13 protein-coding genes are annotated in these 13,869 nt (G+C 49.9%); 4 read left to right on the top strand and 9 right to left on the bottom strand.

All coding sequences use genetic code 11. The annotated features are described in order from the left end of the window. Positions 1-191 precede the first annotated feature (191 nt). A complete protein-coding gene (locus tag AACU55_RS18430) occupies positions 192-2,171 on the top strand; it encodes an alkyl/aryl-sulfatase (protein WP_134705889.1) in 1,980 nt (659 codons plus the stop codon). 58 nt (positions 2,172-2,229) lie between these two features. Next, the gene (locus AACU55_RS18425; RefSeq protein ID WP_037037435.1) at positions 2,230-3,018 is read left to right on the top strand and encodes a hypothetical protein; all 789 of its coding nucleotides are present in this window, start codon (positions 2,230-2,232) and stop codon (positions 3,016-3,018) included. 200 nt (positions 3,019-3,218) lie between these two features. Here the strand turns inward: AACU55_RS18425 and AACU55_RS18420 are convergent, their stop codons facing one another. Next, a complete protein-coding gene (locus AACU55_RS18420; RefSeq protein WP_013576167.1) occupies positions 3,219-4,130 on the bottom strand; it encodes a cation diffusion facilitator family transporter in 912 nt (303 codons plus the stop codon). Between the two features lie 703 nt (positions 4,131-4,833). On the opposite strand from AACU55_RS18420, the gene AACU55_RS18415 reads away from it, so the two are divergent. Next, the gene (locus tag AACU55_RS18415) at positions 4,834-4,968 is read left to right on the top strand and encodes a tyrosine-type recombinase/integrase (RefSeq protein ID WP_131638935.1); all 135 of its coding nucleotides are present in this window, start codon (positions 4,834-4,836) and stop codon (positions 4,966-4,968) included. Positions 4,969-5,309: 341 nt separating this feature from the next. Here AACU55_RS18415 and AACU55_RS18410 read toward each other — a convergent pair whose 3' ends face one another. The 4 genes from AACU55_RS18410 to ftnA form a co-directional block, all read right to left on the bottom strand. Continuing rightward, complete coding sequence (locus tag AACU55_RS18410) at positions 5,310-5,645, bottom strand: YebY family protein (RefSeq protein ID WP_013576173.1); 336 nt, start codon at positions 5,643-5,645, stop codon at positions 5,310-5,312. A gap of 50 nt (positions 5,646-5,695) precedes the next feature. Then, a complete protein-coding gene (copD, locus tag AACU55_RS18405; RefSeq protein ID WP_134705888.1) occupies positions 5,696-6,580 on the bottom strand; it encodes a copper homeostasis membrane protein CopD in 885 nt (294 codons plus the stop codon). Positions 6,581-6,583: 3 nt separating this feature from the next. Further along, positions 6,584-6,970 (bottom strand): copper homeostasis periplasmic binding protein CopC, encoded by a 387-nt coding sequence (copC, locus tag AACU55_RS18400; RefSeq protein ID WP_369794827.1) that lies wholly within the window; start codon positions 6,968-6,970, stop codon positions 6,584-6,586. A gap of 138 nt (positions 6,971-7,108) precedes the next feature. Next, entirely contained in the window at positions 7,109-7,615 is a 507-nt protein-coding gene (ftnA, locus tag AACU55_RS18395) for a non-heme ferritin (protein ID WP_013576176.1), read from the bottom strand. Between the two features lie 406 nt (positions 7,616-8,021). Between ftnA and AACU55_RS18390 the strand changes: the two genes are divergently transcribed. Further along, positions 8,022-8,252 carry a DNA polymerase III subunit theta gene (locus tag AACU55_RS18390; protein WP_013576177.1) on the top strand — a complete coding sequence of 77 codons (231 nt, stop codon included), beginning with the start codon at positions 8,022-8,024 and terminating at the stop codon, positions 8,250-8,252. A gap of 19 nt (positions 8,253-8,271) precedes the next feature. On the opposite strand, the gene pip is transcribed toward AACU55_RS18390, so the two are convergent. The 4 genes from pip to dbpA form a co-directional block, all read right to left on the bottom strand. Beyond that, positions 8,272-9,228, bottom strand: coding sequence for a prolyl aminopeptidase (pip, locus tag AACU55_RS18385; RefSeq protein WP_134705887.1), 957 nt, complete (start codon positions 9,226-9,228; stop codon positions 8,272-8,274). Between the two features lie 496 nt (positions 9,229-9,724). Beyond that, complete coding sequence (locus tag AACU55_RS18380) at positions 9,725-11,764, bottom strand: S9 family peptidase (RefSeq protein WP_121020076.1); 2,040 nt, start codon at positions 11,762-11,764, stop codon at positions 9,725-9,727. A gap of 131 nt (positions 11,765-11,895) precedes the next feature. Next, positions 11,896-12,261 (bottom strand): protein YebF, encoded by a 366-nt coding sequence (gene yebF / locus AACU55_RS18375; RefSeq protein WP_013576181.1) that lies wholly within the window; start codon positions 12,259-12,261, stop codon positions 11,896-11,898. Positions 12,262-12,422: 161 nt separating this feature from the next. Beyond that, positions 12,423-13,805, bottom strand: coding sequence for an ATP-dependent RNA helicase DbpA (gene dbpA, locus AACU55_RS18370; RefSeq protein WP_013576182.1), 1,383 nt, complete (start codon positions 13,803-13,805; stop codon positions 12,423-12,425). Positions 13,806-13,869: the final 64 nt, after the last annotated feature.

Below are 13,869 nucleotides of genomic sequence, written 5' to 3'. Positions count from 1 at the left end.
AAAAAAGCACCTACATCCAATAAGTTGTGTGTTTTTTTATGTTCAAACATTGCGCAATGTAACATCGCGATTATCCTTAAAATGAGTCATGAAAAGATTAATCCACAGTCGTTATACCCCGGGTGAGGTATATCGCATGCGGATTAATGAATATGCCCACCTGGTGGGGTGATTATTTTTAAGGATAAGCAATGAAGCTTAAATTGATAGTCAAAAGCCTTGCTCTGGCAGGGTTACTTTCATCAACCAGCCTCACACCGCTATTTGCCCAGGAAGCGCCAAAGGATGCTACGGCGGCGACCAAACAGGCCAATGACGCACTTTATAATCAGCTTCCTTTCTCCGACAACACCGACTTTACCAACGCACATAAAGGATTCATTGCTGCAATACCTGCAGAGGTGATCAAAGGTACCCAGGGGAATATTGTCTGGGATCCTCAGAAATATGCCTTCATCAAAGAAGGCGATAAGGCTCCTGAAAGCGTCAACCCAAGTCTTTGGCGACAGTCACAATTAATTAATATCAGTGGTCTCTTTGAAGTTACCGACGGGGTTTATCAGATCCGCAATATTGATCTTTCAAACATGACAATTATCGAGGGTAAAGAAGGGATTACGGTGGTTGACCCGCTGGTATCGGCAGAAACCGCGAAAGTGGGTATGGATTTGTACTATAAAAATCGCGGGCAAAAGCCTGTCGTCGCGGTGATTTATACCCATAGCCATGTTGATCATTATGGCGGCGTCCGTGGTGTCGTCGACGAAGCTGATGTGAAATCCGGTAAGGTAAAAATTTATGCGCCTGCCGGATTTATGGATGAAGCGGTCTCCGAGAATATCATGGCAGGCAATGTCATGAGCCGCCGAGCCAGTTACATGTACGGTAACCTGCTGAAACCAGATGCGAAAGGCCAGGTGGGTGCGGGTCTGGGCACCACGACATCTGCGGGAACAGTAACGTTAATTGCTCCAACCAACTACATCACCAAGACAGGACAGAAAGAGACGATTGATGGCCTGACTTACGATTTCATGATGGCGCCAGGCTCTGAAGCACCGTCTGAAATGCTGTGGTATATCGAAGAGAAAAAACTCATCGAAGCAGCAGAAGATGTTACTCATACCCTGCACAACACATACTCGTTACGTGGCGCAAAAATTCGCGACCCCCTCGCCTGGTCAAAATACATTAACGATGCCATTAACCGCTGGGGTGATAAAGCAGAAATCATCATGGCACAGCACCACTGGCCGACGTGGGGTAAAGATAACGTTGTCAGCCTGATGAAAAGTCAGCGCGATATGTATCGCTATATCAATGATCAGACGTTGCGCCTGGCAAATACCGGCCTGACACGTGATGAAATAGCCGCAAACTTTAAACTCCCGGACGGTCTGGCTAAAACCTGGGCAAGCCGTGGTTATTACGGTTCTGTCAGCCACGATGTAAAAGCGACCTATGTGCTTTATCTCGGCTGGTTTGACGGCAACCCGGCAACATTAGATGAACTGCCACCTGAGGAGGCGGCGAAAAAGTTTGTCGATTATATGGGGGGGGCCAATAACATCCTGAAAAAGGCCAAAGAAGATTACGATCAAGGGAATTACCGGTGGGTAGCACAGGTGGTGAGTAAAGTTGTCTTTGCTGACCCGAAAAATGAGGCTGCGCGTAACCTCGAAGCTGATGCACTGGAACAACTGGGCTATCAGGCCGAATCGGGACCATGGCGTAATTTCTATCTCACTGGCGCGCAGGAATTACGTAATGGCGTGCAGAAACTGCCAACGCCGAATACGGCAAGCCCGGATACGGTAAAAGCCATGTCGCCTGAAATGTTCTTTGACTATCTGGGTGTGCATATCAATGGTGAGAAAGCGGCGAATGCGAAAGCGGTGTTTAACGTTGATCTGGGCAGTGACGGCGGCAAGTACAAGCTGGAACTGGAAAACGGTGTGCTCAATCATACAGCCGATGCAGAAGCGAAAGACGCCGATGCCACTATTGTCCTGAACCGTGACACCCTCAACAAAATTATCCTCAAGGAAGTCACACTGAAACAAGCTGAAGATAAAGGCGATGTGAAGGTGACCGGCAACGGTGCGAAGCTGGATGAAATGCTGGGTTATATGGATAAATTTGAGTTCTGGTTCAATATCGTCACGCCATAAATAAACCCCCTGCGGTGTTTCTACCAAAGCTGCAGGGGAATTCAATTCAGGTGATCTTATGCGTCGGATATTCACACTCTTACCCTTACTTTTCCCCCTCGTTTCGGGTTATGTCCTGGCGGCCGAAGAACATACGCCGGACGCTGCGCAGGCGAATAACCCGCTGGCCAATATGACTGCATTCAATATGCAGAATTATTATATCGGCGACGTCAGCGGAACCGATAAAGATGCCAACCAGTTCTGGTTCCGTTATGCCCAGCCATTTTCGCTGGGTGAAAGTCACTGGCTACTGCGCGGCTCTTTACCTGTAAACACATACCCTTCACCTCCCTCTGGCGGCCATAAAACCGGCACAGGTGATCTTAATCTTTTCGCGTCATGGTTGATTGATACCGGCAATCCTGCTGTCAGCTTTGGCTTTGGACCGCAAATCACTGCCCCTACTGCAAGCGATGATTCATTGGGCACAGAGAAATGGTCAGCGGGTTTGGTCAACGTGTTATTTGATGCGAGTTCACCAAAATTTCAATACGGCTACCTTGCGTCATGGCAGCACAGTTTCGCCGGAAAAGACGATCGCAACGATGTTCATCTCGGGACATTCCAGCCATTTCTCTTTTACCAGTTAGGGGGCGGGACTTATCTTCGCGCAGCACCTATATGGGTTTATAACTTCCAGAATGACAGTTATAGCGTCCCCATGGGGCTTGGGATTGGGCAGGTCATCAGGCAGGAAAAAACCGTCTACAACTTCTTTATCGAGCCACAAGGCTCAGTGGCAGATCACGGACCTGGTCAGCCCAGATGGCAGATTTTTGCCGGGCTGAACCTGCAGTTTCTCTAGTTTACTCCGTTCGCTGAAACATAAGGGGAATGGCTGCCATGCTTACGCGGGTGCAACGTTCCCCTTTCTTATTATGGTAACGGGAAGGGGTTTAATGGGTTGTTTTAAAGGTAGGTTATTGATTTAAAGAATGATCAAAAAAACAACCAAACACTCATTCAATTTATTAAAATCAATAAGTTTAATGAATAGGAAGCGCGTCAGTCGAGCGCCTGGTCGTTCATTGACGCCGGATCTTCCAAGGGTTCTACGTGAGTGGTGATATGGATAAAAGGCAGTGCTGTGCGGATATCATTCTCTATACGCTCAGCCCAGTCGTGCCCATGTTGAACAGTCCATAGCCCAGGAACGAGGATGTGCAGTGTCATAAACGCGCGCCCGCCCGCCTGGCGTGTGCGCAGCGCATGGAAATCGAGCCCCTGCTCACGGTATCCCGCCAGCAGCGACTCGATTTTTTCGAGTTCTTCAACGGGTAGCGAGACGTCCATCAGACCTGCAGCTGAACGGCTCATGAGCTGATAACCGGTCCACACGATGTTGGCCGCGACCAGCAATGCAATAACCGGATCGACCCATAACCAGCCGGTCAGATAGACCAGTCCGACGCCCAAAATGACCCCGACCGACGTCCAGACATCGGTCAGCAGGTGGTGAGCATCTGCCTCAAGCGTGATCGAATTGTGCTGCTTGCCAGCCCTTAACAATATTCGTGCCGTCACAAAATTAAGAACGGATGCAACCACAGAAACCAGTAGTCCGACACCAACCGCGTCGAGTGGCTGCGGGGCCAACATACGATCAACGGCGGTATAGGCAATACTGGCTGCCGCCAATAGGATCAAGAACCCCTCAAAAGCGCTCGAAAAATATTCGGCTTTACCGTGTCCATATGCGTGCTTATCGTCGGCCGGAAGTGCAGCCAGAGTCAGCATCCAGAGCGCCATCAGGGCTCCCGCGAGGTTGACCACGGATTCGATGGCATCAGACAGCAGACCGACCGAACCGGTCATTTTCCACGCCACACCTTTTAGTCCGATGGTGGCAATCGCAGTGGCAATGGACAGCCAGGCGTAGCGCGTAAGGGATGGCGTCAATGCTTTGTTTTTACTCATTATTTCACCCTGTAATGGACGGCAAACTACATTATTGCCACATCAAAAATTAATCACTTAAGTCAGGTGTACCATTTTTATATGCTTCAATTAAAAGATGCAAAACTCCCATCGCACCATGTGCATAAAAATAGACCTCAGTGAAATTAGAAAACCACATATAATAAGCCCAAATCCTGAAATAATGTGCATCCAGGTTATAACCCCTTCAAGACTATGTTCAGCAATTGCTTCGGTCTCTGTCAGATTAGCGTTAATAATTTCCGACAGTATTAAAAATGCCACCATGGTGTGAAGAATACGAAAAAAAGTAGCGTATTCATGGGGTAACAGACTCCAGACTCGCAATTTCATTAATGAGCTCTTAGCATATTTACCCATAGTCTGAATCAGACAAAAGAATTATTAGCATAACCTTAATTCTGAAAATTTCAGCAGACATTAGCTCACTTCATGATACTGATATCCATGAAATAGGAATGATAACTATTATTATGATTTATTCTCTTCTTGTTACTCAGCAGATCCCCTATATATAATTTTAGTTTGCAGAATAATAATACTGAGTTCATTCTCAGTTCTGCCAGCAGAAAAACCGGCTGGCAGCCCGGCACGCTTCGAGCGGATAGCATTACCCAAGCATTCTGGCGCGCGGTAAAAAAGCGGTGTATCACAGAGCAAAAGCCCGCCGTCTTTTCATGAGATCCGCAGTCTTGCTTCCTGGCTTTACGAGCGGGAATACGGCGCGGAATTTGCTCAAAAACTATTGGGGCATAAATCGATGAAAATGACGAACGTTTATCCTGATAGCCGCGGTACCGAGTGGACGGAGATATAGACAGGATTTAGGATTTAGGATTTAGGATTTAGGATTTAGGATTTAGGATTTAGGATTTAGGGAGATGCTGAAATTATCTTTATAAATCAAATAGTAAAAAAAAGACCGAATACGATTCCTATATTCGGTCTAGGGAAATGGCTCTTGGGAGAGAGCCGTGCGCTAAAAGTTGGCATTAATGCAGGCGGTTAAGCCGTACAACTTAAAGAGTAGACGACAGATGACTATTTTCCACCCAGTTTGAAACATAGTGATAATAACAATGATGTATTATTTTCATTGTGTGACAACATACGCAAAACATGGGATTTACATCAGTCAGTTATCGTCGGCACGGCGGTTCAGCAAAGCGACTGAGCTTTGGCAATAAAAGGGGCCAGACTCATTTTTTGCCCTGGGTTCTGCGGGTCGTCCAGCCAGATTTTCTCCAGTGGCACAGCCTGAACCTGATGGTTTTTTACCTGCTCTTTCGCCACGTCATTGAGAGGATATTGCGCCAGCGTGCTGTCGTTAATCACATACAGCGCATTACCGGGACGGCATTGCAGCATGACTTCTTCACGGGTAAAGGCCCAGGCTTTGCCGTATTGCAGACGGCTGATCGTTTCCAACTGGGGTGCCGCAAAGCTGCTGGCAGATAAGGTCAGCAGCACACAAGCTAGCAGTGTTTTCCTCATAATTTTTCCTCGGTGATATTAAATTCCTGGTACTTATTCAGATAACCCGTTCAGCGCGGTGCCAGTGTGGCAAACACACTCACCAGCAGTAACACGCCCAGCGCCAGCCCCCATTCGAGCCAGGTCATCATGATAAAATAGTGTTGTGCCCTGTCGGGATCTTTACCCATTGAGGGCACCAGCCGGTAGCGGTTAAACACAGCGACAGCCACCATCATTCCTACCATGAGCACTTTGACCACCAGAAGACACTGGTAAAGCGACGTCATATCCGTTGGCCAGCGCTGTAAAATAATGGCCGTGTTGATGATACCGGTGAGGATCACCAGCGCGACGGCGGCATGTCCCCAGAGCGAAAAACGGATAAGCGTGGCAATAGCATAAGGTCTTGCTGAAGGCTGTCGGGTATACCCCATACAGATCAGCAATGGCAGCAAACACCCGAACCAGTAGGCCGCGCTGAGCAGGTGCACCACATGATTCGTCCGCTGTACCAGCCCGGGCAGACCTTCATGCATCGCAGCATGGCCGACCAACGCCTGACTCATCAGTAAACCGCATGAGCACAGGAAGACCAGCATATTCCGCGCGGGCAGCCAGTCCATCAAAAGCACCAGCAACAGCGCGGCCGTCAGTAATAAATGCCAGCGCCAGACTTCACCAAATGCAGTGGTTAAAACCAGCAGCCAGACATTCAGATTCAGCGCATCACTCCAGCCGTTGCCCATCAGCGCAGCCTGAATCGCCAGCATACCGACCGAAGTGACCGCCGCAACCAGGGCGGAGCAAATCATCAGGGTCTGGTTTTTGCGCAACAACACGGCCGAGAAACCTGCAGGCGTCAGCAGCGAGCAGAAAACGCTCAGACCGAAGATTTGCATCAGCGAAGCAAAATGCATGAAGCGGCACAGAACAAACAGTGCAGTCAGACTCATCGTTTATTTAACGGTGAAACTGTACTGACCGTGCGTTTTGTGACCATCAACGGAGACAACGTTCCACGAAACAATGTATTTCCCCGCGCTCAACGCATCGGAAAGTGGCAGAACGGCCTGAGTATTGTCATTCGCTGCCAGCGTCATTTTGCCGGTTTTCACTGTTTTCTGGCTGGCGTCCGTCAGGGTAATTTTACTGAAATCAGGCTCGATCCCTTCACTGAAGCCGAGAGACAGTTCAGTCGGGCTGACGGTTAACACCGAATCCGCCGCCGGGGTTTCTGTTTTCAGATGGGCGTGAGCAGAAGCCTGCTGTGAGATAAATCCGCTCAGCAGAACGGCTGAGACTGCCAGGGCACGGCAAAGAGAAGTGGTTTTTTTGAACACGATAATTCCTTGGCTTGCTTAACGATGAATTTATAACGCCGTCACTTTAGCGCAAACCGCCACAAAACGTTTGCCAAAAAGGCATAAAAAAACGCAGAGGCGGAAGCACTCTGCGTTTTTGTGAACACCTCTGGCGGGAAATTAGCCCGCCGGAGTTTGCGTCACCATATTTTTGAGATCTTTATCCACGAAGAACAGGCCGTTACCGGTGTTGCTGACCAGCGCCAGTTTATCAAGGACTGATTTGAACAACGTCTCTTCTTCATGCTGTTCAGAAACGTACCACTGCAGGAAGTTGAAGGAAGAGTAATCTTTCAGCGTCATAGACAGATCAGCCAGTTCGTTGATTTTCTGGGTGATCAGCTGTTCATGCTCGTAAGTCTGTTTGAACAGATCAGTCAGGGATTCAAAAGCCACCGGCGGAGCGGCAATTGCGCCCAGCAAAGGCAGAGCACCCGTATCGCTGACGTATTTGAACAGGCGATGCATGTGGTCCATTTCTTCCATTGAATGCTGTTTAAGGAAAGCGGCGGCACCTTCGTAGCCTTTGTCGCTGCACCATGCACTCATCTGCAAATATAAATTGGCAGAATAAAACTCGAGGTTCAGCTGTTCATTAAGCTGATCAATCATTTCTTTTTTAAGCACGATACGGCTCCATAAATTGAATTAAGTCAGGTGGGCTGATTTATTTATCTGCATTATGCCCGCATCAACACAAAATAAATACACCTTATTCACATTAATATGCACAGCAATAACAATTAATTTTAACCAATTGATTTTAAATAATTTTATAAATCAATAAATATTCAACAATGATAATCATTAACATGTAATTCCCTATTAAAAGGAATCATTCTTATTTACGATATTAATTAACACCGCCTTGTTGAATATAATTATCACTTCTGCTTTGTGAATGGTTCTTATTTACTCCTGATAATTATCCGCATTCTTTGCCGGGCACAGGAACATAAAAGCCAAATCGCAACATTCACGCTGGCGCCTGCCTCGGGTACAATGTGGTAAAACGGATCATCGGGAAGCAGTTATGAGCATCAATCTGGCTGAAATCAGTAAAGAAGAAATGGATCGTATCAATGTCGATCTTGCGGCCTCAGCGGTGGCCTTTAAAGAACGCTACAACATGCCGGTTGTCGCTGAGATGGCGGAACGCGAGCAGCCTGCGCATCTGCGCACCTATTTTCGTGAGCGGGTGATGTTCTATCGCGGGGAATCACATAAGTTCTCCCGCTTACCTTATGAGCCGAAGCAAAAGTAAACGGGAGTAGCAGGCAACATTAGCGCCGGGCGGCGAAACGCTGGTTGGTGCGGATCAGTTGATCGAGAATGCCAGGCTCGTCGAACGAATGCCCTGCCCCTTCAATGATGTGCAACTCCGCTTCCGGCCATACCTGCGCCAGATCCCAGGCATTTTGCACCTGGCAGGCCATATCATAACGGCCATGCACAATGACGGCCGGAATGTGGCGAATACGTGTGACATTTTTCAACAACTGGTCGTCACTTTCCAGAAAACCCAGATGTGTAAAATAGTGGTTTTCTATACGGGCAAACGCCAGCGCAAAATTGTCCTCACCAAAGGATGCCGAACCTTCCGCAGGCAACAATGTCACGGTCTCCCCTTCCCACAGGCTCCAGATTTTAGCAGCCTCAAGCTGCACAGCGCGATCGCCGGAAGTCAGACGGGCCCGGTAAGAAGCAATCACGTCTTTACGCTCTTCATCCGACAGAATCGACAAAATACGTTGCCACTTTTCCGGGAAGAAGCGGGACGCGCCGTCCTGATAATACCAGGACAGTTCCTGCTTACGCAGCGTGAAGATTCCGCGCAGCACCATCTCGCTGACATGTTCAGGATGCGTCTCGGCATACGCCAGCGCCAGTGTTGAACCCCACGAGCCGCCGAACACCAGCCATTTGTCGACACCGGCCATTTTGCGCAAACGCTCGATATCCTCGACCAGATGCCAGGTTGTATTGTTTTCGAGACTGGCGTGAGGTTTTGAGCGTCCGCAGCCACGCTGGTCAAACAGCATGACGTCATAATCATTGGGATCAAACAACTGACGGTGTACCGATGAGCAGCCGCCGCCGGGTCCGCCGTGGAGAAATACTGCTGGCTTGCCTGCCGGGTTTCCGCTGCGCTCCCAGTAAATTTGGTGACCATCGCCGGTATCAAGCATGCCGCTGGCATAGGCTTCCCGTGGCGGATATAACCCTTTAAATTTTGGCATGACATTTCCTGTTCTATTCGGCCAGTGTATTGATTGATGTGCTTACATCTTCATAACAGCGCATCGGCTAGCCCGCCACAAGGTGTTATAAGCAAAAATCGTTATTTTGCATGCCGTTCGCATACTTATCGCGCAATTTCACTTTCAGGCACGCCCGGCCCGCCTTAAAGCGGCCGTGCAAAGAGTGAAGAAAAACCTGCGAAGACACTTGCAACCGGAGCGAATTAAGCAGTAAATAGCAGAGCAACCCAATCCACCAGCTTTAAGAGAGGCAAATATGAGTAAAGGAATGGATAGCAAAAAGAATGCGAAGAAAAAACCACTGAAAACCCCGGCCGAAAAAAAGGCTGAGAAAAAAGCCAAGAAAGCTTCTGCCTGACAATGGACTTCGTAGAATAAACCCGCCGAGAGCGGGTTTTTTTTATTCTCCCCGTCCTACTTCGCGCTGCAGTGGCGTTGGCTGCAACCCGAATTATTTAGGGGAAAGGTGTGATATTTAGTGCTTCGCTGCCAGCGCCAGCACAAAGGCATATTCCAGCGCGATATCTTCGTAGGCTTTGAAGCGTCCGGATTTACCGCCGTGCCCGGAATCCATATCGGTATGCATCAGCAACTGGTTATCATCGGTTTTAAGCTCGCGTAATTTCGCCACCCATTTTGCCGGCTCCCAGTATTGCACCTGCGAATCATGCAGTCCGGTGGTGACCAGCATATGCGGATATGCCTGCGCGCGAACCTGATCATATGGGCTGTATTGCAGCATATAGTCATAATACGCTTTGTCGTTCGGGTTGCCCCACTCGTCATATTCACCGGTGGTCAGTGGAATGGATTCATCAAGCATGGTGGTCACCACGTCAACGAACGGCACCTGTGCCACAATGCCGCGATACAATTCTGGCGCCTGATTAATAATCGCGCCCATCAGCAAACCGCCTGCACTGCCGCCCATGGCGTAAACCTGCCCGGCGTCACCGTAGCCTTCAGCAACCAGTTCTTTGGTCACATCAATGAAGTCATGGAAAGTGTTGAGTTTGTTGAACAGTTTGCCATCGTCATACCATTGCTGGCCCAACTCAGCGCCACCGCGGATGTGCGCCAGTACGAAAACAAATCCTCTGTCGAGTAAACTCAGACGGCTGCCACTGAACGCCGGATCCATACTGCTGCCATAGGAACCGTAACCGTAAACCAGTAACGGATTTTCATTCGGCTTAAACAGTTCGCGGCGATACACCAGTGACACCGGGACTTTCACGCCGTCACGTGCCGTGACCCAGACACGTTCGCTGCGGTAATTTGCCGCATCAAAATCTTTCACTTCCTGCTGCTTGAGCAGCGTACGGTCATGCGTATCCAGATCGAGTTCAAACAACGAGCTCGGCATGGTCATGGAAGAATAACCATAACGCAGCAATGAGGTGTCCGGCTCCGGGTTGTACGCCAGCCAGGTGGTATAGGTCGGATCGTCAAACGCCAGCGATTTTTCCTCGCCGGTTTTCCAGTGGATCTGACGCAATTGCGTCAGCCCCTGATGACGTTCTTCCACCACCAGCCAGTCACGGAACAGGCTGAAGCCTTCAAGCATCACTTCAATACGCGGCGCAATCAGCGTCTGCCAGTTTGCTTCCACGCCATCTTCACTCTTATAAAGTCCGAAGTTTTTGCCATCTTTATTGGAGCGGATGTAGAAATGCCCGAGGTAATGATCGAGAGCGTATTCATGATCTTTACGGCGTGAGAGAAACACCTGCGGTTTTGCCTGCGGATCATCGGCATCCAGCAGCAGGATCTCGGAAGTCGTGGTGCTGTCGAGGTGGATCAGAATGTATTTTTCAGACGTGGTTTTATCCAGCCCGACGTAAAACGTGTCGTCTTTCTCTTCATACACCAGCTTGTCGGTCTTAGGATCAGTGCCGACCACGTGGCGATAAACCTGATACGGCAGCAACGTTTTCTTGTGTTTGCGCACGTAATACAGTGTCTGAGAATCGTTCGCCCATTCGCTGCTGCCGGAGGTGTTTTTCAGCAGATCGTCAGTCCAGGTTTCGTCATCAAGTTTTTTGATGCGGATGTCGTACTGACGGCGCGAAAGAAAGTCTTCCGCCACGGCCATCAGTTTGTTATCAGGGCTGATATCCAGACCGCCCAGCGTGTAAAATTCGCTGTCTCTGGCACGTTCATTGCCATCAATCAGCGTGCTCCAGTTTTCATGTTCCGCTGCGGGCTGACGCAGATAAAGGGGGTATTCGTTGCCCGGTTCATAGCGGGTCTGATAACGGTAGCCATGTTTCACGTAGGGAACGGAATGATCCTGTTGCGCAATACGCGCAACCATTTCGCCATACAGGGTTTCACGCAGCGCCTGATGCGGTTGCATGGCCTGTTCGGTATATTGGTTTTCAGCGGTCAGATACGCCAGAACCTGAGGATCGGCGCGGTCATCATCACGCAGCCAGTAATAGTTATCGACGCGGTCATCGCCGTGTACGCTCAGGGTTTGCGGGCGTTTTTCAGCCTTTGGAGGTGTCATCATCTCGGGATCTCTTTGTCCTCTTTGCGGTGTGACAAGAGTGACAGGTTTAGGCAGGGAAACCAAGAGACGTCAATGCAGGGAAATAATGCGTCCGCTAAGAAATAACGGACGCAACCGGAAGTGCAGAAAGGCTATACCGGCGTGCTGTAGCTGATTTCGCCGATCTGGCAGTTGAGGGTCACCTGATAGGTTTTATCAGTGTGATCACCGCGCACTTTTAGCGGGATATTCCATCTGGCGTTATTGCCGCTGATGCTGTCAGTCACCACCCACGCGACCGGCGTGGAAGTGCCGAGCACTTTTTTATCTGCATCCCAGCGCGGAATACGGTTTTGCAGGAAATCACGTTTAACCAGTGCTGCCACTTCATCTTTTGTGGCCGTGGAACAGGGTGTTACCGTTGCCGTTCTCACTTCAGGCTCATCGGCCTGTGCAACCTGGCTCAGACCGCTCATTCCTGCAACGGCCATCACAACGCCCAAGATTATCTTTTTCATCGTTCGTCTTCCCAGTCTTTGTCGTTCATTCAGTTGACCTTGCCGGACAATATCCCTACATAAGACAAGGTCATCGCTTGCGTTAGATAATATAATCCTCAACAAGGCAATAACACAACATTAACAACAAGACGACCAATGCAAAGCGATAAGAAACCCGGTTAACGCAAGATAATGGCTTTGCAATTCTTGCCTTTAATTTTCCCTTCCTGCAAACGTTGCAGCGCTTTCTTAGCGCTCTTCTGACGAATCGCCACATAAGCATGAACCGGGAACATATCGATTTTACCGACTTCAGCTGCGGTCAGCCCGGCGTCACCGGTCAGCGCGCCCAGAATATCGCCGGGACGGATTTTGGCTTTACGGCCGCCATCGATGCATAACGTTGCCATTTCAGGATCAAGCGCCACCGGGGCGGCGGCCAGTGCCTGCGCTGCGGGCTGCCAGGTAAACCGCTGGCGGGTGTAATCTTCCAGCGCCGTTACACGCGGCATTTCCTGCGGTGTCACGAGACTGACGGCCAGACCACTGGTGCCCGCACGACCGGTACGGCCCACGCGGTGAACGTGAACTTCCGGGTCGAAAGACAGCTCGTAATTAATGACCAGGCCGAGCTGTTTAATGTCCAGCCCGCGCGCCGCCACATCTGTCGCCACCAGTACGCGGCAACTGCCGTTGGAGAAACGCACCAGTACGCGGTCGCGGTCACGCTGCTCGAGGTCGCCGTTCAGCGCCAGCGCACTGATGCCTTTCGCCTTCAGGTCATCACAAACATCCTGACAGTCACGTTTGGTGTTACAGAACACCACACAGGAAGTCGGCTGATACTGATACAGCACTGCGGCCAGCAGCGATAAGCGCTGATGTTTGTCGGCTTCGATGAAAATCTGCCTGATATCAGCAATGTCATCTTCACCTTCGATTTCTACCTTCAGCGGCTGACGCTGAAATTTAGAACTGATGCGCTCAATGCCGTCCGGATACGTCGCGGAGAACAGCAGCGTCTGGCGATCCTGCGGCGTATAACTGACGACATCTTCGATATCTTCGCTAAAGCCCATATCCAGCATGCGGTCCGCTTCATCCAGCACCAGTACTTTCAGTTCGTCCAGTTTCAGCGTGCCTTTACGCAAATGCTCCTGAATACGGCCCGGCGTACCCACCACAATGTGCGGCGGATGGACCAGCGATTCAAGCTGTGGCCCGATTGCCTGGCCACCGCACAGAGTCAGAATTTTGATGTTTTGGGTAAAACGCGCCAGACGGCGTAATTCTTTGCTGACCTGATCGGCCAGTTCGCGGGTCGGACACAATACCAGCGCCTGAGCGACGAACTGTGAAACGGTAATGCTGTTCAGTAAACCGATACCGAAAGCGGCTGTTTTACCGCTGCCGGTTTTGGCTTTGGCGCGGACGTCCTGACCCAGCAGGATGGCAGGCAACGACGCTTCCTGAATCGGGGTCATTTCGGTGTAACCCAGTTCATTCAGGTTTGAAAGTTGCTCAACGGGTAATGTCAGGGCAGAAAAGGAATGCGTGCTCAAGGGCGATAACTCTTTATGTGAGGCAAAAATCGGGACAGCGGCAGGAAGCCTGACGCCATGGTTT

Source organism: Rahnella sp. CJA17(1/100) (assembly GCF_963881615.1).
Classification (GTDB): Bacteria; Pseudomonadota; Gammaproteobacteria; order Enterobacterales; family Enterobacteriaceae; genus Rahnella; species Rahnella aceris.
Note: the sequence above shows the minus strand (reverse complement) of the source record. Positions and strands in the feature narration are given on the sequence as shown.